This window comes from Brucella tritici (assembly GCF_008932295.1).
Classification (GTDB): Bacteria; Pseudomonadota; Alphaproteobacteria; order Rhizobiales; family Rhizobiaceae; genus Brucella; species Brucella tritici.
This window is the reverse complement of record NZ_WBWA01000011.1, coordinates 1-25576: the sequence shown is the minus strand read 5'-3', so window position 1 is coordinate 25576 and position 25576 is coordinate 1. Positions and strand designations below refer to the sequence as shown.

Here is a 25576-nt window from a genome sequence, read left to right as displayed (position 1 = left end):
CTCATCCTAAGTTTGAGTTTTCGAAGCCGTCCGAAAGCTTTTCGGGCGGCTTTTTCGTCTCCGTTTAATTATCAAATCGGTTTGCCGCATTTTGGAATAAGCTTTTCGCTTTGCGACCATTGGCCTTGTGCGTTCAAGTGTGATAATGCGCCTCATCCATATAGCTTTTACCGGCTAACCCGGAGGGTGTGAAACATGTCTCAAGCCAACGCCGCCGCCAAGAATGCGTCTTCCGACGTTTTCTTCAATGCAAGCCTCGAGGACATCGATTCCGAGATTTTCGGTGCAATTCGCAACGAACTCGGTCGTCAGCGTCATGAGATCGAGCTGATTGCCTCGGAAAACATCGTTTCGCGCGCTGTTTTGGAAGCACAGGGTTCCATCCTCACCAACAAATATGCCGAAGGCTATCCGGGCAAGCGCTATTACGGCGGCTGCCAGTATGTGGACGTCGTGGAAGAACTGGCCATCGAACGCGCCAAGAAGCTCTTCGGCTGCGAATTCGCAAATGTTCAGCCGAATTCCGGCAGCCAGATGAACCAGGCCGTGTTCCTCGCTCTGCTTCAGCCGGGCGATACATTCATGGGCCTCGACCTCAATTCGGGTGGTCACCTTACCCACGGTTCGCCGGTCAACATGTCCGGCAAGTGGTTCAATGTCGTGTCCTATGGCGTTCGCAAGGACGACCATCTGCTCGATATGGACGAAGTTGCCCGTCTCGCACGTGAAAACAAGCCGAAGCTCATCCTCGCAGGCGGCACGGCCTATTCGCGCGTCTGGGACTGGAAGCGCTTCCGCGAGATCGCTGACGAAGTCGGTGCCTATCTCATGGTCGATATGGCGCATATTGCCGGTCTGGTTGCCGGTGGCGTTCATCCTTCGCCGGTTCCGCATGCCCATGTCTGCACGACCACGACGCACAAGTCGCTTCGCGGCCCACGCGGCGGCATGATCCTCACCAATGATGCCGACCTGGCGAAGAAGTTCAATTCGGCTGTTTTCCCAGGTCTTCAGGGCGGCCCGCTGATGCACGTCATCGCCGCCAAGGCGGTTGCCTTCGGTGAAGCACTGAAGCCTGAATTCAAGCTCTATGCCAAGAACGTCGTCGACAATGCGCGCGCGCTGGCTGAAGAACTGAAGTCGAATGGCCTCGATATCGTTTCGGGTGGCACTGACAACCATCTGATGCTGGTCGATCTGCGTCCGAAGAACGCAACGGGCAAGCGTGCGGAAGCCGCTCTCGGCCGCGCCAACATCACCTGCAACAAGAACGGTATTCCGTTCGACCCTGAAAAGCCGTTCGTCACCTCCGGCGTCCGTCTCGGCACGCCTGCAGGCACGACCCGCGGTTTCGGCGCTGCTGAATTCAAGGAAATCGGTTCGCTGATCGCCGAAGTTCTCGACGGCCTCAAGGTTGCCAATTCCGACGAAGGCAATGCTGCCGTCGAACAGGCCGTGAAGGAAAAGGTCATCGCCTTGACCGCCCGTTTCCCGATGTACGACTATCAGGGATAAGCCTGTTTCCATGATTGAGATGAAGCCCCGTTTCAACTTGTTGAGCGGGGCTTTTTCATTGTCGCATCCGGTAGGTAGGTTGCCGCTTATGGGCTATGATTGCCGGGAATCGGTTGCCGATGGTACAGCTCTTGAGTTTTTGGCGGGGGTAACCCCACATATGAGCTGTTCGTCGCCAGTGCAAACTTGCCAGTATTGAAGCTGCCGATATTGAGATTGCCGATATTGAAATCGAAAGAGTTCCATGCGTTGTCCCTATTGCCAGTCTGAAGATACGCAAGTGAAGGATTCCCGTCCGGCGGAAGACGGCGCAGTCATTCGCAGGCGCCGTGTCTGTTCGGTGTGCGGCGGTCGTTTCACGACCTTTGAGCGCGTGCAGTTGCGCGACCTGATGGTCGTGAAGAAAAGCGGGCGTCGGGTTCCCTTCGATCGTGACAAGCTGACACGATCCATCGAAGTCGCGCTGCGCAAACGCGATGTCGATAACGACAGGGTCGAACGCGCCATTTCCGGCATTGTGCGCCAGCTTGAAAGCTCGGGTGAGGCAGAGGTGACATCCGATGAAATCGGGCGGCTGGCGATGGATGCGCTGAAAGGCATCGACGATATTGCCTATATCCGATTTGCGTCGGTCTATCGCAATTTCAGCAAGGCCGTCGATTTCCACAACGTCATCGATGAACTGACAGTTGCTGAAATCGAGGACGATCTGGACGCTTGAGTATGAGTGGCAGCAAGTTTCCGCCTTCGAATGCAACCTCGGAAGATGTTCGCTTCATGGAAGCAACGATCCGTCATGCCCGCCGTCACAAGGGGCTGACGGGAACCAATCCTTCCGTCGGCACCATTATAGTCAAAGATGGCGTCATCATCGGACGCGGTGTAACTGCAATTGGCGGCAGACCCCATGCCGAGCCGCAGGCACTGGCTGATGCGGGAGAGGCCGCTCACGGCGCGACGGCTTATGTGACGCTGGAGCCATGCGCACATCACGGACGCACGCCGCCTTGTGCGGAGGCGCTGGTGCGGGCAGGGGTAGCGCGTGTCGTGGTTGCCGCAACCGATCCGGATGAACGCGTCAGCGGAAAAGGTTTTGCCATACTGCGCGAGGCAGGGATTGAGGTCGTGCCGGGCATTCTCGCCGAACAGGCTGCTGACGATCTTGCCGGTTATCTGAATCGATCTGCGAAGAAGCGCCCGGAAGTGATTCTGAAACTTGCACTTTCCGCCGACGGCATGATCGGTCGCCGGGGCGTGGGGCAGGTTGCGATAACGGGACCGATTGCGCGGGCGCAGTCGCATATTCTGCGAGCACAAACCGATGTGATCCTGATTGGTATCGAAACAGCGCTGGCCGACGATCCGGTGCTGAATTGTCGTCTGCCGGGGCTGGAGCAGCGTTCACCCGTTCGTGTCGTGCTCGACAGCGGATTGCGCCTGCCGCTGTCCTCGAAGCTCGTGCAGACGGCCGATGCGCAGCCCTTGTGGGTCGCCTGCGGTGAAGAGGCATCGCCGGAACGGCGGTATGAATTGAAGGCCGCTGGTTGCCGCATTCTCGCAACAGAAGCACATGACTGCCGCATCGCCTTGCCTGAACTGATGGATGATCTTGCGGCGCAGGGTATTTCATCGGTTCTCGTTGAGGGCGGAGCAGGTGTTGCGAAAAGCTTTATGGACGAGGGATTGGTAGATCGGCTTGCTATCTTCCGCTCGCCGGTTGAAATCGGCGGCGAACACGGGGTTGCCGTGGAAGGGCTTGAAACCCATATCGCAGACGAATTCAAAATTCTGAGGCAGGCTCGCTATGGTGACGATGCCTATGCGGAATATGTAAGGAAGACTTGATGTTTACAGGCATTATTACCGATATCGGCAAAGTTGACCGTATCAAGCCGCTGAATGAAGGCGTTCTTCTGCGTATCGAAACCGCATATGATCCCGAAACGATCGAGCTTGGTGCATCGATTGCCTGTTCCGGTGTGTGTCTCACGGTGGTGGCACTTCCGGAAAAAGGCACGAATGCCCGCTGGTTCGAGGTGGAGGCATGGGAAGAAGCGCTGCGCCTGACCACGATCTCCAATTGGCAGAGCGGACGGAGCATCAATCTGGAGCGCTCGCTGAAACTCGGTGATGAAATGGGCGGCCACCTCGTTTCGGGCCATGTCGACGGACAGGCTGAAATCATCGAACGCAAGGATGAGGGCGACGCAGTGCGCTTCACCCTGCGCGCGCCGGAAGAACTGGCTCCATTCATTGCCCAGAAGGGTTCGGTTGCGCTCGACGGAACTTCGCTGACGGTCAATGGCGTCAACGGAAACGAGTTTGATGTGCTCCTGATCCGCCACTCGCTTGAAGTCACGACCTGGGGCGAGCGGAAAGCAGGTGACAAGGTAAATATCGAGATCGACCAGCTGGCACGTTACGCGGCAAGGCTTGCGCAATATCAGAAATAGGCTTACAGCCTAAATTCCCAGGCTGTAAAAGCATATCCCGATTTTAAGCGTTGACCGCAATCGTTGCGGTCCGCAAAATTTGTCATGGAGTCTCTCATGTCCAAGCACGAGGCGCATGCGCCGCATTTGCTTATTGTTGAAGCGCGTTTCTACGATGATCTCGCCGACGCGCTTCTGGATGGCGCAAAGGCAGCCTTGGATGAAGCAGGGGCGACCTATGATGTCGTGACGGTTCCAGGTGCGCTTGAGGTTCCGGCAGTCATTTCTTTCGCACTCGACGGCGAAGACAATGGCGGCAAGGAATATGACGGCTTTGTCGCGCTCGGCACGGTTATCCGTGGCGAGACCTATCATTTCGATATCGTGTCCAATGAATCCTGCCGTGCGCTTACCGATCTCTCGGTCGAGGAAAGCATCGCTATCGGCAACGGCATTCTGACCGTCGAAAACGAAGAGCAGGCATGGGTTCGCGCTCGCCGTGAAGACAAGGACAAGGGCGGATTTGCCGCTCGTGCCGCACTGACCATGATCGACCTGCGCAAGAAGTTCGGAGTCTGATTACCATGACTTCTTCTACCGAAGGCCGCCCGACCCCCAATCTTCCACGCACGGCGAACAAGCGCGGCGTTGCCCGTCTTGCTGCAGTTCAGGCACTCTATCAGATGGATGTTGCCGGGACGGGGGTTCTGGAAGTGGTGGCTGAGTACGAAGCTTTCCGTCTTGGCAAGGAAGTGGACGGCACCCAGTATCTCGATGCCGATCCGCAATGGTTCCGCGCGATTGTGGCCGGTGTCGTCGATGAACAGCTGAAGCTCGATCCGTTGATTCATCAGGCGCTGACGGAAGACTGGCCGCTGTCGCGTCTCGATTCGACGCTGCGCGCAATTCTCCGTGCAGGCGCATGGGAATTGCAGACGCGCAAAGACGTGCCAACGGCTGTGATCGTGTCCGAATATGTCGATATCGCCAAGGCATTCTATACGGAAGAAGAGCCGAAGCTGGTCAACGCCGTGCTTGACCGACTGGCATTTGTCATTCGTGGCGAGAGCCGTGGCGTGAAGCCGCGCTGATCAGATTTAAGCAACAACAAATATGAAAGAAGGGCTGTGAGAAATCGCAGCCCTTCTTTCATTGTGCGCTGGCAAAGAACGACTTGACGTTTGTTAAACCGTTTCGCATGTTGGGCGTGCGGCATTGAGAATGCTGAAATACAAGGAATCGCGCCAATTGATTGATTCCAAGGCGTAAGTTCCAGACGTGAATATACCGATGAAGCCCGGTATCCTTTATTGGCTTCAGGCACTTCCATGCCGCTCAATCGGGTCCGGGGAGGGGTTTTCGGGCCTATCCTGCGCATGTGCCTGCCGACAATCGCGGCTCGCGGTCTGACGGTAGCCAGCGCAAACTCAATGGGAGTTGGCCTTTATGCAAATGGGAGTGGCAGTCTTAGTTCTCGTCATTGCTTGCGGCGTGGTTTCCGTTCTTTTCGCCATATGGGCGATCCGTTCGGTTCTTGCAGCCGATCAGGGGACGCAGCGCATGCAGGAAATTGCTGAAGCCATCCGCGAGGGTGCCTCAGCCTATCTCACAAGACAATATTCAACGATTGCCATCGTCGGCGTCGTGGTCTTTCTGGCAGCCTGGTATCTGTTGTCGATCAGCGCCGCAATCGGCTTCCTGATTGGTGCGGTTCTGTCGGGCGTCACTGGTTTCATCGGAATGCACGTTTCGGTTCGCGCCAATGTGCGCACCGCGCAGGCAGCTTCGCTGAGCCTTGCCGGAGGGCTTGAACTGGCCTTCAAGTCCGGGGCCATTACCGGCCTTCTGGTGGCCGGGCTCGCGCTGCTCGGCGTATCCGTTTACTATTTCATTCTCACCGTCTGGCTTGGTTATTCGCCGTCGGACCGTACCGTTATCGATGCGCTGGTGTCGCTCGGTTTCGGCGCTTCGCTGATTTCGATCTTCGCACGTCTGGGTGGTGGTATCTTCACCAAGGGCGCCGACGTCGGCGGCGATCTGGTGGGCAAGGTGGAAGCCGGTATTCCCGAAGATGATCCGCGCAATCCTGCAACTATTGCAGACAATGTCGGTGACAATGTTGGCGATTGCGCAGGCATGGCCGCTGACCTGTTCGAAACTTACGCCGTGACGGTCGTTGCTACCATGGTTCTCGGCGCAATCTTCTTCAACGGATCGGACGTTTTGCCGAGTGTCATGCTTTATCCGCTGATGATCTGCGGTGCCTGCGTGATTACGTCGATCATAGGAACTTTCTTCGTCAAGCTCAGCGTCGATGGTTCCATCATGGGTGCGCTCTACAAGGGGCTGATCGCGACCGGCCTGCTTTCCATTGTCGGTCTTGCCGTTGCCAATACACTGACCATCGGCTGGGGTGAAATCGGAACTGTGGCCGGAAAAAGCATTACCGGCACCAATCTCTTCATCTGCGGTCTGATCGGTCTGATCGTGACCGGTCTGATCGTCGTGATTACGGAATATTATACCGGTACCAACAAGCGCCCGGTCAATTCCATTGCACAGGCTTCCGTCACAGGCCACGGCACGAATGTCATTCAGGGACTGGCGGTTTCGCTTGAATCAACCGCGCTTCCGGCAATCGTGATCGTAGGTGGCATTATCTCGACCTACCAGCTTGCAGGCCTGTTCGGGACCGCTATTGCTGTTACTGCCATGCTTGGCATCGCGGGCATGATCGTAGCGCTTGATGCCTTCGGCCCGGTTACGGACAATGCGGGCGGCATCGCGGAAATGGCCGGTCTCGACCCGGAAGTCCGCAAGGCTACCGATGCGCTCGACGCCGTGGGCAATACGACCAAGGCCGTCACCAAGGGCTATGCCATCGGTTCGGCGGGACTTGGTGCACTGGTGCTGTTTGCGGCTTATTCCAACGATCTGGCCTATTTCGCCGCCAACGGGCAAACCTATCCCTACTTCGCGGATATGGGACCTGTCTCCTTCGATCTCTCCAATCCTTATGTGGTTGCGGGACTGATCTTCGGCGGTCTGATCCCTTATCTGTTCGGTGGCATGGCCATGACGGCCGTGGGCCGGGCAGGCGGCGCGGTCGTGCAGGAAGTGCGCCGCCAGTTCCGCGAAAAGCCGGGGATCATGACCGGCAAGGAACGTCCGGACTATGCCCGGGCGGTCGATCTGCTGACCAGAGCGGCCATTCGTGAAATGATCATCCCGTCGCTTTTGCCTGTGCTGGCGCCGATAGTCGTCTATTTCGGCGTGCTGCTCATCTCAGGCTCGAAGGCAGCAGCCTTTGCAGCACTCGGCGCATCGCTTCTCGGTGTCATCGTCAACGGCCTGTTCGTGGCGATTTCCATGACGTCCGGCGGCGGCGCTTGGGACAATGCCAAGAAGAGCTTCGAAGATGGATTTACCGACACCGATGGCGTGAAGCACCTGAAAGGGTCGGAAGCGCACAAGGCATCGGTGACCGGCGATACTGTTGGTGATCCCTATAAGGATACCGCTGGTCCGGCCGTCAATCCGGCCATCAAGATTACCAACATCGTGGCCCTTCTTCTGTTGGCTGTGCTGGCGCATATGGCATGACGGATTGAACTTCAAACAAAGAAAACCCGCCGTGAAGGCGGGTTTTCTTTTTGTAGATATTTGACGGATCAGTTGTTGGCGCCGCCTGAAGAGCCCATGCCCGGCAATGATGTTGGGGCCTTGGAAACGCCCTGAATGATCTGACCGAGGAAGGTCTGGTCCTTGCCGCCTGTCGGCGTTGTGCGCGACACGAAGTCGAACAGCTTGCCGTCCTTCAGGCCGTAATTGGCGATATGCTCGACCTTGCCGTCCTTGTCGAAATAGATGGCAAGAATCTGCCGCTCAACGATCTTCGGCTTCATGAACTGCGCCGCGCGATAACGCTTCTGCGAAATGTAATAGAACACTTCGTTGTCGAAGGTCGCAGTGGTGGACGGCGTGCCGAGCGCCAGAAGCACCTGCTCGCGGCTGGAACCGACAGGAACCGAATCAAGCGCACCCTGATCGAGCACGTAACCCTCTGTCAGCGTTTCGGATGGATTGAGCGTGGACGCAGTGTTACATCCGGCAAGAGCCACTGAGACGAGAACTGCCGTGCCTGCGAGAAGAGCACGCTGCTTGCGTACACTTGGTAAAATTCGCTGCAACAAAGACCTCTCCATACATTCTAAACCAGCGCGGCACTTTCGCCGTCGGGAGAACTTCGGTAAACCACCTTGCTTATTTATGCAACTGGAACGGTCGTACGGACATGATTCTCCAACTATTCCGCCGCAAGTCGAAAGCAAACGAGGCAATTATGCTTCGCGTTTACGAGGTGATCGTGGCGGCGGCGCGGCAAAAACGGTTTTATGCACAATTTCAGGTGCCCGATACGCCACTCGGTCGCTATGAAATGCTTTCCTTGCATATTTTTCTCGCCCTTCACCGCATGAGGGGAGAAAACAAGGTGCTTGCCGATCTTGCGCAGGAAATCGCGGATGAGTTTTTCAAGGATGTCGACCATTCGCTGCGCGAACTCGGCATCGGCGATCAGGGCGTGCCGAAGCGCATGAAGAAACTTGCGCGCATGTTCTACGGTCGTGTCGCGGCCTATGGTGAGGCGCTGGATGCAAACGATGCAGAGGCGTTGGCAGCGGCGCTGACGCGAAATATCCGTCCGGACCTCGAATTCTGGCCGCATGCCCACCATTTAAGCGAATATGTTCTGGGATGCCGCGACCGCCTGCAAAAAATTGCGGACGATGCTTTGGCGGCAGGCGACATTTCCTATATGGATGCCGATGAGATTGGCCTTGCGCCAACGAACAATGCTGAAGAGGCCAATAAGAATGACTGATAAACCGGCGCTCACCTATCCTGTTCCGGTTCTTCACCTGCCGCAAAAAGGCGTAACGGTGAAAATAGGCACGGATGAGAAAGAGCGCGCAGCGCTTGCGGCAGACCATGGACTTGAGGCCGTGAACGCCTTTAGCGCGGAATTTCTGATTACGCCCTGGAAGAAGGACGGTATCCGGGTGCGCGGCCGCATCGATGCGGAGATCGTTCAATCCTGCGTCGTGACGCTGGAGCCGCTGACCAACAGTGTCGCTGAAGAGGTCGACACGATCTTCGTGCCGGAAAATTCACGGCTCGCCCGAATTCAGCTTGATGAAAGCGGTGAAATGCTGCTCGATGCGGAAGGCGCGGACAGTCCGGAAGTTTTTGTCGGTGACAAGATTGATGTCGGCGCGATTGCAGAGGAATTCTTCGATCTCGCCATTGATCCATATCCCCGCAAACCGGGCTTGCCTGACGAGAGCGAGCCGAAGGTTTTCGGGGACGAAGAGGGGGACGAGAAGCCCGTTTCGCCGTTTGCGAAACTTTCGGAATGGCAAAAGAAGCCGTGATTCACGGTGAGTTTGATAGAATTTGGTTGTGCGGAAACGCAAAAACACTATTTTCGCCGAAAACCTGTCTGCTGCAAAGGCAGGGCAGGGACAGGGATCGCACAGGAATAATCAAGAGTGATCAAAATTTCGATTGACGCGATGGGCGGTGATTTTGGCCCTGAAGTGGTCATCCCCGGCGCAGCGAAGGCGCTTGAGCGCCATCCTGACATCCGTTTCATATTTTTCGGTCTCCCCGCTCAGGTGGAGCCCGTTCTGGCACGTTACCCGAAACTGAAGGCCGCATCCGAGTTTCGCGCGAGCGAGGTTGCCATCAGCATGGATGACAAGCCGAGCCAGGCTTTGCGCGCCGGTCGGGGCAAGTCGTCCATGTGGCAGGCTATCGAGGCTGTAAAGACCGGTGACGCGCAGGCGTGTATCTCCGCCGGCAATACGGGTGCTCTGATGGCCATGTCCAAATTCTGCCTGCGCATGATGTCGGACGTCGAGCGCCCCGCGATTGCAGGCATCTGGCCGACGCTGCGCGGCGAAAGCATCGTGCTCGACATTGGCGCCACAATTGGTGCCGATGCACGTCAGCTCGTCGATTATGCTGTTATGGGCGCGGGCATGGCGCGTGCCCTGTTCGAAGTGCGCAAGCCGACCGTCGGTCTCCTGAATGTAGGCACGGAAGAGGTCAAGGGTCTCGACGAGATCAAGGAAGCGGGCCAGATTCTGCGTGATACTCCGCTGGACGGGCTGGCCTATTCCGGCTTCGTTGAAGGCAATGATATCGGCAAGGGCACGGTGGACGTAGTCGTGACCGAAGGTTTCACCGGCAATATCGCGCTCAAGGCTGCGGAAGGCACGGCCCGCCAGATGGCGGAACTGTTGCGTCAGGCAATGAGTCGTACGCTGCTTGCCAAGATCGGCTATGTTTTCGCCAAGGGCGCGTTCGACCGTCTGCGTGAAAAGATGGACCCGAATAAGGTCAATGGCGGCGTTTTCCTCGGTCTCAGCGGAATTGTCATCAAAAGTCATGGCAGCGCGAACGCAGAAGGTTTCTGCTCGGCAGTGGAAGTCGGCTATGACATGGTGAGAAATCGCCTTCTGGAAAAGATCGAAGCCGATCTGGCGCATTTCCACCACAGTCATCCGCATGTTTCGAATGAAGGTGGCGAGGCCGCAAAGGCATAATTCCGGCAACGCCATCCGGAAGACGGAATTGGATAAGATTTGCGGTTCGCCGATTATTTTTTCGGCACCGAAGCGGTGAAGTAACTTTTACCGAATATGTGTAGGGCCAGAATTCACGGCTGCGCGCGCGAATGCTTGTCGCGCCGGTCGCATGTAAGGACAGGAAATAAGAGATGATAAGATCTGTCGTGCGGGGTATCGGTTCGGCATTGCCGAAGCGGGTCATGAAGAATACCGATTTCGAAGGTATTATCGAAACCTCGGACGAGTGGATCGTGCAGCGCACGGGTATCCGTGAGCGCCATATTGCAGGCGATGACGAAACCACGGTTTCGCTCGGCGCGGCTGCGGCCCGCGCGGCAATCGAGAATGCCGGTCTTCAGCCGACCGATATTGATCTCGTTCTGTTGGCAACCTCGACGCCCAACCATACTTTTCCGGCAAGTGCCGTGGAAATTCAGCGCGAATTGGGAATCACCAAGGGTTTTGCCTTCGATATGCAGGCCGTGTGCAGCGGCTTCATCTATGCCATCACGACGGCTGACCTCTATATCCGCGGCGGCATGGCGAAGCGGGTTTTGGTCATCGGCGCGGAAACCTTCTCGCGAATCCTCGACTGGAATGATCGTACGACCTGTGTTCTGTTCGGCGATGGTGCCGGCGCGGTGGTTCTGGAAGCTGCCGAAGGCAACGGGCTGACCTCGGATCGCGGTGTTCTCGCAGCCAATCTGCGCTCGGACGGCAATCACAAGGAAAAACTTTTTGTGGATGGTGGCCCGTCTACCACCCAGACAGTCGGGCACCTGCGCATGGAAGGCCGTGAAGTCTTCAAGCATGCCGTTGGCATGATTACGGACGTTATCGAGGCTTCTTTCGCGGAAACCGGCCTTACTGCCGAGGATATCGACTGGTTCGTTCCACATCAGGCCAACAAGCGCATTATCGATGCTTCCGCCAAGAAGCTGAACATTGCTGAAAACAAGGTGGTCATCACCGTTGATCGCCATGGTAACACCTCTGCAGCGTCGGTTCCGCTGGCTCTTGCGACCGCCGTTGCAGACGGTCGCATCAAGAAGGGCGACCTCGTTCTTCTGGAAGCAATGGGCGGCGGATTCACGTGGGGCGCGGTTCTGTTGCGCTGGTAAGTACAAATTTGATCTGCCGTGAGGGAACTCGCGGCTTGACCGTTGCGCTTTTATTTGTGTAACGTCCTGTCACGTAAGGATATTATCTGTTCAAACGCTAACCAGGCAGGTTCGGTCATGGGAGGTAAAACGGTCACGCGAGCTGATCTGGCAGAGGCTGTTTACCGGAAGGTAGGCCTTTCCAGAACGGAGTCGGCGGCTCTTGTCGAGATGATCCTCGATGAAGTCTGTGACGCTATCGTCAACGGCGAAACCGTGAAATTGTCGTCTTTCGCGACATTTCAGGTTCGTGACAAGAACGAGCGCATTGGCCGTAATCCGAAAACAGGCGAGGAGGTTCCAATTCTTCCCCGTCGTGTGATGACTTTCAAAGCTTCCAACGTTCTCAAGCAGCGTATTCTGCAGGAACACCAGAAGCGTGAAACCAAAAGCCAGAAGTAATTGCTGGAATGCTGCCCATCGGGCAGCATTTTATTTTTGGCCCATCATTGCAAATCGCTGACAGTTTTCTGTGTCTGGTTCAGGACCATGCGCGGAGAACGTCGCTTCGACCGCCAGCCCCTTCAGGGGGGGGCGGTCGCTGTTGGCCCTGGGTTGGCCACGCTACCTTCGGCCATGCGTGAAGGGATGCTTATAAAGCTCTGATATTATATAATGGATTCAGCGGAGCGAATCGCTTCGCTGATATTGAAATCTGGAAAGCGCCTGGCTTTTCAGAGCGAGTTCGTGTTGCACGCCGTCCGGTTTTGAATGACGTTTGCGCCGTGTCTTTCCACACGCTGGAGTTTGTTAACTCCCGTCTTTTAAAATCCGATGGTAACAAGCGCCTTTCGTGTTACAGACGCGTCCGCGTTGGCAGCGAGTTGAACTATCTGGATCGGCGAGGTTGCGCCGCAACGGCGAAACCCGAACCACTGGAAAGGGCAAGTGGAATGGACAAGAGCCCTGATGCATTCAGGACGATCAGCGAAGTAGCGGATGATCTTGATCTTCCGCAGCATGTGCTGCGTTTCTGGGAAACGCGTTTTACCCAGATCAAGCCTATGAAGCGCGGCGGCGGTCGCCGATACTACCGACCGCTTGACGTCGAATTGCTCAAGGGCATTCGTCATCTGCTCTACGATCAGGGCTATACGATCAAGGGCGTGCAGCGCCTGCTCCGCGAAAACAATGCGCAGTTCATCATCGCGCTCGGCAATGGCGATGTTCAGGCCATAGAGGCAATCACACGCCAGAAGCAGGCTGCCGCCGATAAGCGTGCTGCCGAAGAGGCGGCTGACAATGAAATGGCTTTGCCGAGCGGCATCAAAGCACCGCAACCAGCGCGCAAACTTTTCGGCTTGTTGAAGGGCGAGGAGGATGGCCCCATCGGAGCTGATGGAAAGCGGCCTTCCAAGGATAACCGCTCGCTCCTGCAGGAGGCGTTGTTCGATCTTCTGGAATGCAAGCGTCTTCTCGATCAGGTGCGCTGATCGACTTTGGATCGCATGAAAAAAGGGAGGCTTTTGCCTCCCTTTTCTTTTAGCCGAGAGGATCAGCTGGATGAGAGTTTCAACCCGATGATACCGGCTAGAATCAACGTCACGCTTGCAACACGGAAGAAGGTTGCAGCCTCACCAAGAATGAAGATGCCCACCACAAATGCACCCACCGCGCCAATGCCTGTCCAGATTGCATAGGCCGTGCCGAGCGGCAGGCTGCGCATGGCGATGGACAACAGAATGAAACTGCCGATCATCGTTACGATGGTAATAGCGCTCGGTGTCAGAAGGGAAAAGCCTTCCGATTTTTTCATGAAATAAGCCCAGACAACCTCAAGAACTCCGGCCACGATCAGATAAAGCCATGCCATTTTAATGCTCCCTCACGAGGGTTCTGAACGGGCCGTCCCGTTCGTTGAAAAAGCGGGAAGGTCGTCCTTCCCGCGAACTGTGCAATCAGTGTGACGGTAGCAGTGCATCGTTGAGATACATGCAGGTCAGCATAGTAAATACGTAAGCTTGAATGACTGCCATCAGCAATTCGAGCGCTGTCAACGCGACGGTCATTGCCAGCGGCAGTACGGCAGTCAACATGCTAAGCGTGCCCAGGCTGCCCAGACCGATGACGAACCCCGCAAAAACCTTCAGCGTGATGTGCCCCGCAAGCATCACAGCGAACAGACGAACCGAATGGCTGACCGGGCGCGAGATATAGGACATGATCTCGATTGGCACGATGATGGGCGCCAGCACGACTGGCACGCCTGCAGGCATGAACAGCCGGAAGAACCCGAAACCGTTTCGTATAAGGCCGTAGATCGTAACTGTCAGGAATACGAGCATGGCCAGCGCAAAGGTCACAATGATGTGGCTCGTCACCGTAAAGGCATAAGGAAACATGCCAATCAAATTGGCAAACAGGATAAACAGGAACAGCGAGAAGACGAAGGGAAAAAAGGTCATGCCTTTTTCACCGGCGTTCTCTCGTAATGTCTTCGACACAAATTCGTAGAGAATCTCGGCAGAGGATTGCCAACGCCCCGGCACAACAGCAGCCCGACGGGCCGACAGGTACATGAACACAGCTGCGCCCAGCACTGTCAGCACCATGAAGAGTGCCGAATTGGTGAAAGCAATCGGCTGACCGCCGATTTCGCCAAGTTCAACGATGGGCTTGATTGCGAATTGTTCGATCGGCCCTGCCACAGGACACCCTCCTATGGGGCCGTCCCCGATGCGAACACTGGCACGGGTCGTCCCGCGCGGCCCTGTAAATAGTGATTCTTGAACGGAGAGGCAAGAGGGATGCCGCCCTTGTCGCGCCAATAGAAACTTGATCGCGCATCCCATGTATCAGGGAGCTTTTTCGGGTATCCTGTCGATCTTATCCAAAGATTATGCCGGGAGATCGATCGATGAGCATCTCAAGACGTAATTTCATTGTTACAGCATCTGCTGCCGGTGCCGGATTGGCCTTGTCGCCTCTGGAACTCACTAGGGCCGCAGCCGAAACAGGCAGTTCCAAAGTGAAACCCCGTCACAGGTAGAAAATCCGGGCTTCCATCGTTTTCAGTTTGGTGATTTCGAGATTACCACGCTTTCCGATGGACGCAGGGCAGGCCAAGCGCCCGAAAAACATATGCGGTGGATCAGGACCCGAAAGTGATCGCTGCACTTCTTGAGGAAAATCTTCTGCCCGCCGACCGTTTCGTCAACAGTTTCACGCCGGTACTCATCAATACGGGCAAGGAGCTTGTCCTGTTTGACACCGGCATGGGAGCAGGAGCCCGCGAGGCGGGATTGGGCAAATTGACCAGCGCGCTGGAAGCTTCGGGCTATAAGACGGACGATGTGTCTCTGGTGGTGCTGAGCCATTTCCATCCCGATCACATCGGAGGACTGATGGAGGACGGCAAGCCGGCCTTTGCCAATGCGCGTTACGCTGCTGGACAGAAGGAATTCGGCTTCTGGACAGATCCCGCAAGGCTTGACAGCCCCGCCAAGACAATTGCCGAAATGGTGGCCAAAAACGTGAAGCCACTGGCTGAGAAGATGACGTTTCTGGGTGATGACAGCGAAGTCGTTTCCGGCATTCATTCTGTGGCAGCTTATGGCCACACGCCGGGCCATCTGGCTTTCCGGGTCGAAACGGGAGGCAAGTCGTTGATGCTGGTTTCGGATACGGCGAACCATTTCGTCATAACGTTGCAGCGGCCCGAATGGCACGTTTCCTTCGATATCGACAAGGAAGCCGCTGTCCAGACCCGCAAGCGCATGTTCGATATGATCGCGACAGACAGGCTACCGTTCATCGGCTATCATATGCCGTTTCCGGCGCTGGCCTATCTCAAGCGGGAAGGCGAGGGCTATCGCTACGTCGCGGAAACCTATCAGCTGCGCGAGAAATAGGTCGAGGCGGTTCAGGATTAACGCCCACCGGCAACGTCGATGAATGTTCCGGTCACATAGGCGGGGGCGTCGTTCAACAGCCAGAAAATGGCCTCCGCGACTTCCTCCGCCTTGCCGGCTCTTCCAGCGGGTGTCTCGGCGCCCAACCTTGCCGCGCGATCCGGATTGCCGCCACTGGCATGGATTTCGGTATCAATCAGGCCGGGACGCACCGCGTTGACGCGAATGCCTTTCGGCGCGAGCTCTTTAGAGAGACCGGTGGTGAGCGTATCGAGGGCGCCCTTCGCTCCGGCATAATCCACATATTCAAACGGTGATCCAAGCCGCGAGGCCATGGAGGAAACGATGACGATTGCGCTGTCGGGCTGCAAGCGCCGCGCTGCTTCGCGGGCGCATAGATAGGTGCCGTAAACATTTACATCGAACATGTTTTTCAGACGATCGGCACTCATGTCTGCAAGAGGCATGGTTTGAGCCACGATACCGGCATTCAGGACGACACCTGTCAGCGGACCAAGATCGGCATCTGCCTTGTCGAACATGGCGATAACGTCTTTCTCGCTGGATATGTCACCCCGGATCGCAAGCGCTTTCGCACCCAGCTTTGCTGCCCCAGTCACTGCCTGCTGGGCTGCCTGTTCGTTCCTCGCGTAGTTCAGGGCTACAGACCAGCCTTGCGCCGCGCAGCGCAGAGCGGTGGCGCGGCCGATGCCGCGACTGCCGCCAGTGATCAAGGCGTTCTTCATGCTTTCCTCCATGCAATGCATGGCAGAGCTAATCCGATTTGCATTTTCGGTGCAAAGGAAAGATCGTATGAAAAGTCATGACCTCCACCTCTGGTGGAGGTCATGACTTTAACTACCGACCCTCGATATCTCGGACGATAAACGCGGCATCCGTGATGTGCTGGCCGTGCCAGAGCCGGTGGCTCACTGAATAAGTGCGCAGTTTGTTTTCTGGTATTTGGTTTGGGCATTGGTTTGCCACAACGATGTGTCGATGGGCTTGCTAAACATATCGCGCGTGACATCTGTTTCGGCATTGGAGGAAGCAGCGTGATAAATTACGCCCAACATAAAATCAGGGCTCGGGCCTGCCAAATTTATTGTAAAGCCCCATGGCATATTGCCTAAGACGTCGTCCTTGCTGATTTTATTGTTCTGAAACGCATCAATTGCTTTTTTACCAAATTCGTAGCCAATATTGAAAAGTCGTCCGTATTCGCCTTGATCTTTTGCCTGCGCCGCCAAATAGGAGCATTCGAAAGCCGACCACGACTTTCTCGCCATTAAGGCAAACTCTTTCGATGTTTGAGTGTGTGCTGCGGTTGCCAACAGGAGCAACGCACAGGTAAACGCGACTCTTTTCATGATCCCCCTCCAAGCCTTGACCAAAATGGCCCAACCACGGGTGGCCGTCGATTCCGAGTGGTGTCTCTTTCCTGCGGAAAACCCTGTCTTGCCGCAGTTGGCTCCCTTGCCAACAGCGTCCGCGCCCGCCACCTTGAATAGCGAAAGGCGGGCAGCATGGTCTTGTTTCGTGGTCCAATCAGACGAACATCATCACGATAATGCCACCCAGAATGACAAGAACAAGCCCTCCGATCAGCATCGGGGTAAGTGTGCTACCCTCGGAATCCCCGCCGCTTGAACGGTCGCCGTCAATGATTACGGCATTTTTACCGGGTCGTTTGTTATCCGCCATGGTGGTCCTCCGTCGAGGAAAACATATCTTACCACTTCTCGCCGTTATTTGCGCTAGATCAAAGAAAGCTCCAATGCATTAAGCGGGTTCGCTTTCGCGGGGAGGGCGTCATCGCCCCAACTTCTCCGCCAGCCTCAGCTATCCCCGTTCCCCAATCGGACCTTCTTCCAGCCATTCGCTGATCTGCTGACTGCCGGCAAGCTTGGCATGATCCTGTAGTGCGGCAAGAACCTCAGCCAAGATCGCATCTGCGATCTTCCTGGCGCTGTCCTTGTCGGCAATAGCGCGAGGTTGCTCCACTCTGCACTCGAGATACTTCGCCGTCTCAGGCAGACTGACAAAGTCGGTTCCGTCGCATTCGGTGCAGAGAATTTCCGCGATTGCTTCGATCAGATCCATGTTTGCCAAGGTTGGCCTCGTTTGGTGGTGGCTACCTAACCGTGAAGATCGCGCCAGGCTTGGCCGGGATAGCTTTCGGGACGAATTATAGTTCTCACCCTAGCTATTTCGCCTAACCTTAGCGCATCTGATTCGCTTCTTTTCCCAGGGTACTTTGTGGGCTATGTCTTCATGGTATCATGATTATCCAAATCGTTTGACGCCACAACCCATCCGGTCATACCTGAGTTGGGCGATATGGCGCTCTTCGCTGTGCCCATCAACACCACATTATCGTGGCATTCCACACTCTTTTGCGCTCGGCAAAATCTTCAAGGCCTGCTATCGGTTGGTGAGAAGGACGGCTGCCTGTCGAATGTACGATCTAATAAATCATATATTTCGCAGATGGTTTGAAAAATAGATATCAGCTAAGTTGGGTAAAGCAAAACCCCAAGTGAGGAGGCGACGAAAAATTTTATGATACATACTAAGCTTCGGGAACTTCGGAAGAAATCCAATAAACGCTTGCAAGATGTTGCAAAAGCGAACGAATTATCTGTAGGCTATCTTAGCCAGATAGAGACTGGCAAAGTAGAACCGTCAATTTCTCAACTGCGGCGCTTGGCGGCATACTATGGCGTAGGTGTCGTTTATTTTTTTGAATCCGAAGAGGCAGACCAAATTTTGGTGCGTGCTGATCAAAGACCTACCTTTGGTCGTCCTGACTCCCCTCTGGTTTATGAATTATTGCGCAACAGTATGGCTGGCTTTGATCTACAGGCCGCAATCATCAAGATAGCTCCTCACTATGAGGAGCCTCAGGGGCTGTTTGTAACATGCCAAAGCGAAGAATTTATCTATGTATTGTCCGGCGTTTTGGGATTCGAATATAATGGGCAAATGTATCTGGCCAATAAAGGTGATTCAATTTGCTATCGGGCAAATTTGCCGTACCGGCTTTTTAATCCGACCAATGAACCGACTGAAATTTTAGGTATCGGCGCTCCGTCGGCGTCATAAAATAAAAGGCTGTCAGTTTTTACTAACAACCTTTTATTATTTACGCAGATTGTTTCGATACAGGCATCGGACGTTTTATGAATTTCACATAAAAAACCGGAATTATGTAAAGTATCCCGACATATGCCGCGATTGTCGTGACGAGATTTACCAGTACGGAGAAAGTGCTGATACCGCTGGCTAAATATGCCAGAACCGCCGTGAACATCAGAACCCATTTATAGTACTGCGTTTTTTCCTGAGCAAAAACATTCGTCACAGACCACACCAATGGAGCTGTTGTTGTGTAGAGTGCTGCAACCAGTATCACGCCGTAAATCGCACCGAGGAACGGGCTGATTTGTGCTCCCAGATGCAATGTGGGAACCTCTATACCATGTAGCTCGGTGATATTTGCCATGAACGCCAGCAGCATGATTATGCATGCAATGACATAGACAATGGCACCAATAACAACACTTTGGGTCAATTGGCTGGTTGAGGCAGGATTGGTGGCAGCCAGACCGGATAAGTATGAAGCCTGAAAAAGAATGCAATACGAGAAATACATGATAGCTGCCCAGAGCCAGCTGCCGCTCGGTTTCAGCATTTCGTTCGCATGAATGTACTGATTTCCTGCTTCAAGTCCGTCTGCCCCCCGGAACAATGCAATAATTGCAATCAGCATGACGAAGACAATAATGCATGGTCCCAGACTGCCAATAACATCGACCATTTTCCTCATACCAAGTAGACCGGTAATCAGAACCAGAACCGTCATAATGATGCGTCCAAGTTCATTGCCGACATTGAAATATTGAGAAAACGCAGCACCTGAACCTGCAATCATAAGACTGGCCATACAAAACAGGTAAGCAATAGAGAATACAAACAGCGCATTCCCTAAATACTTACCGCAATAAAATATGTACACCTGATGCAAGGTTTTGAGTTCAAAGTCACGGGAATCCCGTACGATAAAGACAGCATATGTTCCCCAGAGGATTGCGCTGAATAATATTCCAAGAGTGCCTACATAGCCGTAGGACATGAAATATTGCATGATCTCTTGTCCACTGCCGAAACCGGATCCCGCAAGATAAGCAATATATGCACCAGACAAAAGAAAAACTGTAAGCAGACCACTTCTTTGCACAACACCCTCCCGTTAGCGCTTTTTAAATTGGAAGCAGAATTTAAATGAGCGTATCAATGACTTTCGCCCAGCCGTTTTCAGTTGTGGCTTTAAAATCAGTCACAGAATATCCGCCGCCAATAACTTTCAGGCCTGCAAAATCACCGATAGGATCTGTTGGTGAACTGTCCAGAACGACTTTCACCTCAGCATGAATGTTTGAGATAACTTTGCATGTAGATGAATTATCACGGGCTGTGACGCGTTGAGAGAAAATACCCGGACCGTCTGGATTTGGAATAGTGAGCAAATTGAGGTGAGGATAAACTGTATGAAGGGTAGGCAAATTTTCAATGGGTTTTGAACAATCCAATTCGATATCAATGAGTTTAACGCCGCGGCGAGTTGCTGTGCCACGAATAACCTCGCCATTTTTCTCTAAGGTCATGTGTCCGAATTTTTTCGGGTATCCCCAATAACGGCCGGTTTCAATTGCAGCATCGTCATCCTCCCACTCATACATATAATAGCCACCATAGGTGTCTTTATATTTTACAGTGAAAATGATGCCTGCATCCATGTAAGGCAATTCCGGGCTTTCAGTGAAATCATTCACATACACCATGCAAAGATTGTTCACATACTCAAACGGTGTAGCCGACAAATGGTGACGTAAAGTCGCTTCGTCTGCCTCACAAATTGCATAGACAGTTCTGCTGTTTTTGCAGCTATAAGGAAGAACCGGATCCGGAACCAATGGAGCCTGCGCAGGCATATTGTTTCCGGCTTTCATGATCTTTGTCATCGGCAAAAATACTCCCGATATTTTGCTTAGCTAAAAAAATGTCAATTTTTTTATATATACCAAAATTGCTGATGTCGAGAGCCTAACGGTAGATCCGCTTTTAATTACAGTACGGATTTAAATGAGGGATTCTAATAAAAGAGGCTTCTCGCTGTTCAATGATCGCTGAAGCGCCTGCCCTTCCAAACTTCCTAGAATGTTTTCATCTGTAATTTGAGCTAATTATGATCTTGAAGCTGTGGAATGACGGCGGATATGCGCCATAGCGATACAGCGGCGTACGATGTTTTCGTGAGGGCCGTTGCGTCCTAAAGGCGCAAAAAATGACTTAGCAAAAACGCGCCTCGCGGCTACAGTCTCATGAAGAGCAAATAGGAGGGCTATTATGGCGGACGGTAACTTTTCAGGCGCAAAGCGCAGCATCGTGGTTGATGGCTTTACGAACAGCGTTCTCGACCCAAAACAGCCAATGCTTGGACCGTTGCAGAATGGCGGCACCATCATTGCAAATACCGCGCCGGGATGCTGGGGCCCAATGATAACGCCTAGATTACGCGGTGGCCATGAAGTCACTAAGCCTGTTTTCATTGATGGAGCAGAAGTTGGCGACGGCGTAGTCATTCGCATTCGAGATATTTCTGTGACATCTCTTGCAACGGCGTCTGGCCATGACACCGTGTCCAATCAATTTTGTCTCGGTGATCCGTTCGTGGCAGCACGATGCCCCACTTGCGATGAAGTTTGGCCTGAAACGCACATCGAAGGCGTTGGGCAGGATTCCGTAAAATGCAACAAATGTGGAGAAGCTATCAAGCCCTTTACGATGGAGCATGGCTACACGGTCGTTTTCGATGACACGCAGTCGGTTGGCCTCACGCTGCCGCAGCATGCCGCACAAAAGATTGCGCAGAATGCAGACCATTACGCGTCGCTACCAGATAACTCCGTGCAGCATTCCATCCTGAACTACGCGCCCGCTGATCTTGTTGGCGCTATCGTTCGTATGCGGCCATTCCTGGGACAGCTCGGCACGACGCCGTCTATTGCGATGCCTGATTCACACAATGCTGGCGATTTTGGCGCCTTCCTCGTCGGCGCTCCTCACATCTATTCGCTGACGCCCGAACAATTGCTGGAACACAAAACAGATGGTCATATGGACATCGATGCGGTTCGCGCTGGAGCTGTTCTTGTCTGCCCTGTGAAGGTTAAGGGGGCAGGCGTTTACATGGGGGACATGCACGCCTCTCAGGGAGATGGTGAGATTGCAGGCCACACCATGGATGTTGCAGGAAGCGTGACGCTTCAAGTGGAAATTCTCAAGAAATACAACAATGATGGACCTGTGTTGTTCCCTTTGTTGGAAGACCTCCCACCCTTGGCACGACCGTTTACTGCTGATGAAAAACTGAAAGCAGCAAAGTTGGCCGAGCAGTGGGGCGTCGAGCAAACAGAAGAAGTGGCGCCGATTTCAGTAATCGGAACGGCGCCCAACATGAATGCCGCCATCGTCAATGGCCTCGAACGAGCAGCAAAACTGCTCGGCATGTCCGTCGGTGAGGTTCGCAATCGTGCGACGGTTAATGGTGCAATTGAGATCGGACGCGATCCTGGTGTTATTCAGGTCACCTTCTTGGCCCCACTGAAGAATCTAGATGCGGCTGGCTTGGGAGATATCGCTAGAAAACAATACGATATCTAAGTTTTTTGAGGTGCGCATAAGGCGTGCCGAAAAGTAACTTGGCGTACTATAAAGCGGGAGCTTCGGCGCCGCTTATTTTTGGATACAGCGCGCCATTGACGAGAATTAGAAATCGGCGTTCATATCCAGTCAGAAACCCCGCCATCGAGCGGGGTTTTCGTTTCATAATTAATGTGACAATCACGTCAGTGTCGCGTTTGCTTTGCGTCTCACCAAAGGTCCGAGCCAATCCAATCCGGTAACGTCTGGCTCCATGTGGCCTCAGCGTAGGTGTAGCTCGACGCGCCGAGAACCGCGACGAATATCTCCGCCTCCCGGATCTCGCCGGTCGCTGGATCCACGATTGGGAGCTTCTTGCCGGAGTAATCGACAAACACCTTGTCGCCGGCAACATGCTCCTGCCGCATCGTAGGCGCGAGCTGTCTCTCGAAACCGCGATAAAGATCACAGAATCGGCTGTAACCATAACCATCGGGATGAACGCTTCGGTATTCCTCCCACAGGATTCCCAGTGTCACGCCGGGCCTCTTCAGCTCTGTCGTCATCGCGGCCCAATCCGGTTCGGGACGACGGCGAAAACCCGCTTCGACCCCTCTGCGTGAAAAAAGCCGATGCTCGAGAGCATCGTCCGTCAATTCTCCCGGTAGCGGCCAGGAAAGCCCGGCGGCTGTCGCGCGTTCGATGTTGTCCTGCACCGTGCTGCGCGCGATCCCCAGCATTACCGAAATGTCGCGCACGCTCACGCCGTCTGCATTCAGGCGAAGCATCTGTCGCAGTTGTCTCATGGTCAGCTTCCGTCTTTGCGGCATCCGCATCTCCTTGCTTGTGATAAGGAAATGCATGCCAAAGTTGCGGACCAGGAGGTACTCTCAGAGCTGAAAAAGCGTCCGGTAATTAATCGGAAATCCGTCCGGTAAATGATTGGATTAATGGCCGGTTTTTGATCGGAATCGCGTCCGGTAAATCACTGGAATCTGCAATATGGATGGCTGTTTGGCATCTGAAGCAGGCCATTCTCAAACTCCGCGCTCAGTCCCGTGCCGACCTCGAAATCAAAATCGCGCTTTGGACTGACCTCATCGGAGATCCGGCCTGCATTCTCGATGTTCATCAAGAGCATTGGCGCACGATGATGGCTGATTTCACCTTGTTCATGCACGCCGCAGAACACCCCGACCGATACCCAGAAATGAAGGAAGCATCATGACCCCGCAAGAAAGATTGGTTCATGCAATTCCTAGATTCGAGGATCGGCACGCTCCAGAACGAGATCTTGCGTATGTCAGTCAAAACCGGCGGCGAACATGCGAGCCACGTATCGATGAATATCTATGTTGGCGAGCCGCGATTGACGGTCGAGTCTCTCGATGAAAAGCACGCTTGGCTCCACGTGAAGATCAATGAGGATGGCACGGATGCAAACGTCTGCGTGGCGCACAATGATCTGAAGGATGTCGTTATTCCGATCGGTAAAGCAACCGACATCATCCGTAGTCTCAGGTCTTATCTCAAGGATGACGTGCACACCGAAGTGCCACTTTTCGACCCGCGCAAGCACATTGGCGAAACGTTCTCCAAAGCCTGCAAAAGCTGGACTGAAAGCATCGCAGAAGCGACGGGTCCGTCATCAGGCGTTGCGGAAAGTATCGCACGTTTGCCGGAAGCAAATTACGGCGACCTTCTGAAAAGCACTGAATTCTACCGGGCTGTTTTGACCGCCGTTCGGAGAGGCATCAAGACTAGGCAGATCCAGATGTAAAGAAATGCCCCACCTGCCAAGTTGGTGGGCGGGATGAAGCCAAGGTCAACATCTGGCTACATTGTGGCTATTTCTAAAATAGCCAGTAATCAAAGATGTAGGTATGCGCCGTCTCTGCCCCATTGATTTTGGGTTTGCGCTTGAAGTATTGAGGTTTCGATCATTCGATGAGTGAGCACATTTGTTGCTCACAAATGAGCTAATTTTTGCTTTCATTCAATCTGCGCGCATAGGCCCATGGCATCAAGGCGTCGATGTCCTTGGCCATATGACCGTTGGCGAGGCTGATGAAGAGATCGCGCAGATAGGCATAGGGTTCGACGCCGTTCATCCGGCATGTGCCGATGAGACTGGCAAAGCGAGACCAATTGCGTCCACCTTCATCGTGACCAGCAAAAAGCGCATTGCGACGATTCATGGCCGGGCTGCGGATGGCATTTTCAACCAGGTTGGAATCTATGTCGACATGGCCGTCATCAAGGAACAGCCGGAAGCCGTCCTGACGCCTGAGCATATAGGCAAGCGCCTTACCCAGATCGGATTTACGCGAGATGCGCTTTGCCTGAGCCGCAAGCCAGGCAAAGAACTCATCCACCAGAGGCCGGGACATTTCCTGTCGCATGGCGCGGCGATGTTCAGGCTCCTTGCCACGAATAGCGTCCTCGATCTTGTAGAGGGCTGCGATGCGCAACAGCGCCTCATCCACGATGGGCGAGCCTTTTTTGGGTGTTGCCTTGATGAGCTTTCGACGACCATGTGCCCAGCAAAATGCCAGTCGCAACGGATCGCCGCCCGCGCGCTTCGGCGTGGCGAGGTGGGAATAGCCGCCATAGGCATCAACCTGGATCGTGCCGTTGAAGCCATCGAGGATTTCAGCGGCATATTCGCCGCTACGTCCAGGTCGATAATGGAACACCACACCCGGCGGTGCAGATCCGCCCCAGCCCCGGTCATCGCGTAGAACCGCCCAAAGATAACCGGTCTTCGTCTTGCCGCGCCCCGGATCCAATATCGGGGCCGTTGTTTCATCGACATAAAGCCGCGAACAGTCCTGCTTCAGCATCATCGCCATGTGGTCCACGACCGGCGCGATCAGAGCGCCTGTGCGCCCCATCCAATCAGCCAGAACAGAACGGTCAATCGGAACCCCGTGCCGGGCCATGACTACCGCCTGTCGGTTCAGCGGCATATGTTCGGAATGTTTGGAGACGGCGATCTGCGCCAGTAACGCTTCGGTCGGCCAACTGCCTTCCAGAAGATGCGCGGGCGATTTGGCCTGAACCACTCCTGTGCGTCCTTTGGGGCAGGCATATTTCGGGCGGATCGTGACGATCACCTGATAGCTGGCCGGAATGTAATCAAGCCGTTCCGTCTTGTCTTCGCCGATGCGAACCATATCGCCACAGCCACAGGGACAGGCAATGCTTAAAGGCTCAATCACACGCTCGACACGCGGCAGGTTCGCCGGCAGCACACGGGCTTTTCGTTCCTTGCGTGGAGA

General features: G+C 54.3%; 28 protein-coding genes and 1 pseudogene. 18 read left to right on the top strand and 11 right to left on the bottom strand.

Translation table 11 applies throughout. The annotated features are described in order from the left end of the window. The first annotated feature begins 195 nt into the window (after positions 1 to 195). From glyA to F9K91_RS12995, 7 genes are all read left to right on the top strand, one after another. A complete protein-coding gene (gene glyA, locus F9K91_RS13025) occupies positions 196 to 1515 on the top strand; it encodes a serine hydroxymethyltransferase (protein ID WP_151677945.1) in 1320 nt (439 codons plus the stop codon). A gap of 244 nt (positions 1516 to 1759) precedes the next feature. Beyond that, positions 1760 to 2236, top strand: coding sequence for a transcriptional regulator NrdR (nrdR, locus tag F9K91_RS13020; RefSeq protein ID WP_109988402.1), 477 nt, complete (start codon positions 1760 to 1762; stop codon positions 2234 to 2236). Positions 2237 to 2238: 2 nt separating this feature from the next. After that, positions 2239 to 3360, top strand: a complete 1122-nt coding sequence (gene ribD, locus F9K91_RS13015) for a bifunctional diaminohydroxyphosphoribosylaminopyrimidine deaminase/5-amino-6-(5-phosphoribosylamino)uracil reductase RibD (RefSeq protein WP_151677944.1) — start codon at positions 2239 to 2241, stop codon at positions 3358 to 3360. Continuing rightward, the gene (locus tag F9K91_RS13010) at positions 3360 to 3968 is read left to right on the top strand and encodes a riboflavin synthase (RefSeq protein ID WP_151677943.1); all 609 of its coding nucleotides are present in this window, start codon (positions 3360 to 3362) and stop codon (positions 3966 to 3968) included. The genes ribD and F9K91_RS13010 overlap by 1 nt, the downstream gene beginning before the upstream one ends. A gap of 96 nt (positions 3969 to 4064) precedes the next feature. Then, positions 4065 to 4526, top strand: a complete 462-nt coding sequence (locus F9K91_RS13005; RefSeq protein ID WP_010661093.1) for a 6,7-dimethyl-8-ribityllumazine synthase — start codon at positions 4065 to 4067, stop codon at positions 4524 to 4526. A 5-nt stretch (positions 4527 to 4531) separates the two neighbouring features. Next, a complete protein-coding gene (nusB, locus tag F9K91_RS13000; RefSeq protein WP_109988399.1) occupies positions 4532 to 5038 on the top strand; it encodes a transcription antitermination factor NusB in 507 nt (168 codons plus the stop codon). A 355-nt stretch (positions 5039 to 5393) separates the two neighbouring features. After that, a complete protein-coding gene (locus tag F9K91_RS12995) occupies positions 5394 to 7550 on the top strand; it encodes a sodium-translocating pyrophosphatase (protein ID WP_151677942.1) in 2157 nt (718 codons plus the stop codon). A 68-nt stretch (positions 7551 to 7618) separates the two neighbouring features. Here F9K91_RS12995 and F9K91_RS12990 read toward each other — a convergent pair whose 3' ends face one another. Next, positions 7619 to 8140 carry an outer membrane protein assembly factor BamE gene (locus F9K91_RS12990; protein WP_109988397.1) on the bottom strand — a complete coding sequence of 174 codons (522 nt, stop codon included), beginning with the start codon at positions 8138 to 8140 and terminating at the stop codon, positions 7619 to 7621. A gap of 101 nt (positions 8141 to 8241) precedes the next feature. On the opposite strand from F9K91_RS12990, the gene F9K91_RS12985 reads away from it, so the two are divergent. From F9K91_RS12985 to F9K91_RS12960, 6 genes are all read left to right on the top strand, one after another. Then, positions 8242 to 8829, top strand: a complete 588-nt coding sequence (locus F9K91_RS12985) for a ubiquinol-cytochrome C chaperone family protein (RefSeq protein WP_109988396.1) — start codon at positions 8242 to 8244, stop codon at positions 8827 to 8829. Continuing rightward, complete coding sequence (locus tag F9K91_RS12980) at positions 8822 to 9379, top strand: YceD family protein (RefSeq protein ID WP_151677941.1); 558 nt, start codon at positions 8822 to 8824, stop codon at positions 9377 to 9379. The genes F9K91_RS12985 and F9K91_RS12980 overlap by 8 nt, the downstream gene beginning before the upstream one ends. Before the next feature lie 117 nt (positions 9380 to 9496). Continuing rightward, positions 9497 to 10555: a phosphate acyltransferase PlsX gene (gene plsX / locus F9K91_RS12975; RefSeq protein ID WP_109988394.1), complete on the top strand. Its 1059-nt coding sequence runs from the start codon at positions 9497 to 9499 to the stop codon at positions 10553 to 10555. A gap of 173 nt (positions 10556 to 10728) precedes the next feature. Further along, positions 10729 to 11700 carry a beta-ketoacyl-ACP synthase III gene (locus F9K91_RS12970; RefSeq protein ID WP_109988393.1) on the top strand — a complete coding sequence of 324 codons (972 nt, stop codon included), beginning with the start codon at positions 10729 to 10731 and terminating at the stop codon, positions 11698 to 11700. Positions 11701 to 11817: 117 nt separating this feature from the next. Beyond that, positions 11818 to 12141 carry an integration host factor subunit alpha gene (locus F9K91_RS12965; protein WP_010661102.1) on the top strand — a complete coding sequence of 108 codons (324 nt, stop codon included), beginning with the start codon at positions 11818 to 11820 and terminating at the stop codon, positions 12139 to 12141. Positions 12142 to 12632: 491 nt separating this feature from the next. After that, positions 12633 to 13172, top strand: coding sequence for a MerR family transcriptional regulator (locus tag F9K91_RS12960; RefSeq protein ID WP_010661103.1), 540 nt, complete (start codon positions 12633 to 12635; stop codon positions 13170 to 13172). 62 nt (positions 13173 to 13234) lie between these two features. Here F9K91_RS12960 and sugE read toward each other — a convergent pair whose 3' ends face one another. Continuing rightward, positions 13235 to 13552 (bottom strand): quaternary ammonium compound efflux SMR transporter SugE, encoded by a 318-nt coding sequence (sugE, locus tag F9K91_RS12955; RefSeq protein ID WP_061347387.1) that lies wholly within the window; start codon positions 13550 to 13552, stop codon positions 13235 to 13237. An 85-nt stretch (positions 13553 to 13637) separates the two neighbouring features. Further along, entirely contained in the window at positions 13638 to 14387 is a 750-nt protein-coding gene (locus tag F9K91_RS12950; protein WP_151677940.1) for a F0F1 ATP synthase subunit A, read from the bottom strand. Between the two features lie 209 nt (positions 14388 to 14596). On the opposite strand from F9K91_RS12950, the pseudogene F9K91_RS12945 reads away from it, so the two are divergent. Beyond that, positions 14597 to 15590: pseudogene (locus tag F9K91_RS12945) on the top strand (MBL fold metallo-hydrolase). Positions 15591 to 15607: 17 nt separating this feature from the next. Here the strand turns inward: F9K91_RS12945 and F9K91_RS12940 are convergent. The 4 genes from F9K91_RS12940 to F9K91_RS12930 form a co-directional block, all read right to left on the bottom strand. Beyond that, positions 15608 to 16336 (bottom strand): SDR family oxidoreductase, encoded by a 729-nt coding sequence (locus F9K91_RS12940; protein WP_151554764.1) that lies wholly within the window; start codon positions 16334 to 16336, stop codon positions 15608 to 15610. A 183-nt stretch (positions 16337 to 16519) separates the two neighbouring features. After that, positions 16520 to 16960 (bottom strand): hypothetical protein, encoded by a 441-nt coding sequence (locus F9K91_RS12935; RefSeq protein ID WP_151677939.1) that lies wholly within the window; start codon positions 16958 to 16960, stop codon positions 16520 to 16522. 178 nt (positions 16961 to 17138) lie between these two features. After that, complete coding sequence (locus tag F9K91_RS26000) at positions 17139 to 17294, bottom strand: hypothetical protein (RefSeq protein ID WP_167522214.1); 156 nt, start codon at positions 17292 to 17294, stop codon at positions 17139 to 17141. 138 nt (positions 17295 to 17432) lie between these two features. Then, positions 17433 to 17702 carry a hypothetical protein gene (locus F9K91_RS12930; RefSeq protein ID WP_151554762.1) on the bottom strand — a complete coding sequence of 90 codons (270 nt, stop codon included), beginning with the start codon at positions 17700 to 17702 and terminating at the stop codon, positions 17433 to 17435. Positions 17703 to 18152: 450 nt separating this feature from the next. Here F9K91_RS12930 and F9K91_RS12925 point away from each other — a divergent pair, with 450 nt between their 5' ends. Continuing rightward, on the top strand, positions 18153 to 18695 hold the full coding sequence (locus F9K91_RS12925) for a helix-turn-helix domain-containing protein (protein WP_151554761.1): 543 nt from the start codon (positions 18153 to 18155) through the stop codon (positions 18693 to 18695). A gap of 40 nt (positions 18696 to 18735) precedes the next feature. Here the strand turns inward: F9K91_RS12925 and F9K91_RS12920 are convergent, their stop codons facing one another. Further along, the gene (locus F9K91_RS12920) at positions 18736 to 19830 is read right to left on the bottom strand and encodes a YkvI family membrane protein (protein WP_151677938.1); all 1095 of its coding nucleotides are present in this window, start codon (positions 19828 to 19830) and stop codon (positions 18736 to 18738) included. A gap of 40 nt (positions 19831 to 19870) precedes the next feature. Further along, positions 19871 to 20614: an acetoacetate decarboxylase family protein gene (locus F9K91_RS12915; protein WP_151554759.1), complete on the bottom strand. Its 744-nt coding sequence runs from the start codon at positions 20612 to 20614 to the stop codon at positions 19871 to 19873. Between the two features lie 385 nt (positions 20615 to 20999). On the opposite strand from F9K91_RS12915, the gene F9K91_RS12910 reads away from it, so the two are divergent. Continuing rightward, positions 21000 to 22316: an acetamidase/formamidase family protein gene (locus F9K91_RS12910; RefSeq protein ID WP_151554758.1), complete on the top strand. Its 1317-nt coding sequence runs from the start codon at positions 21000 to 21002 to the stop codon at positions 22314 to 22316. Between the two features lie 209 nt (positions 22317 to 22525). On the opposite strand, the gene F9K91_RS12905 is transcribed toward F9K91_RS12910, so the two are convergent. After that, the gene (locus tag F9K91_RS12905) at positions 22526 to 23101 is read right to left on the bottom strand and encodes a helix-turn-helix domain-containing protein (RefSeq protein WP_235912968.1); all 576 of its coding nucleotides are present in this window, start codon (positions 23099 to 23101) and stop codon (positions 22526 to 22528) included. A 155-nt stretch (positions 23102 to 23256) separates the two neighbouring features. Here F9K91_RS12905 and F9K91_RS12900 point away from each other — a divergent pair, with 155 nt between their 5' ends. Then, positions 23257 to 23523 carry a hypothetical protein gene (locus F9K91_RS12900; RefSeq protein ID WP_151651834.1) on the top strand — a complete coding sequence of 89 codons (267 nt, stop codon included), beginning with the start codon at positions 23257 to 23259 and terminating at the stop codon, positions 23521 to 23523. 72 nt (positions 23524 to 23595) lie between these two features. Further along, the gene (locus F9K91_RS12895; protein ID WP_151677937.1) at positions 23596 to 24075 is read left to right on the top strand and encodes a hypothetical protein; all 480 of its coding nucleotides are present in this window, start codon (positions 23596 to 23598) and stop codon (positions 24073 to 24075) included. 199 nt (positions 24076 to 24274) lie between these two features. On the opposite strand, the gene tnpC is transcribed toward F9K91_RS12895, so the two are convergent. Next, positions 24275 to 25576, bottom strand: a 1302-nt coding sequence (gene tnpC / locus F9K91_RS12890) for an IS66 family transposase (protein WP_151677936.1), incomplete at its 5' end; no start/stop codon positions are given.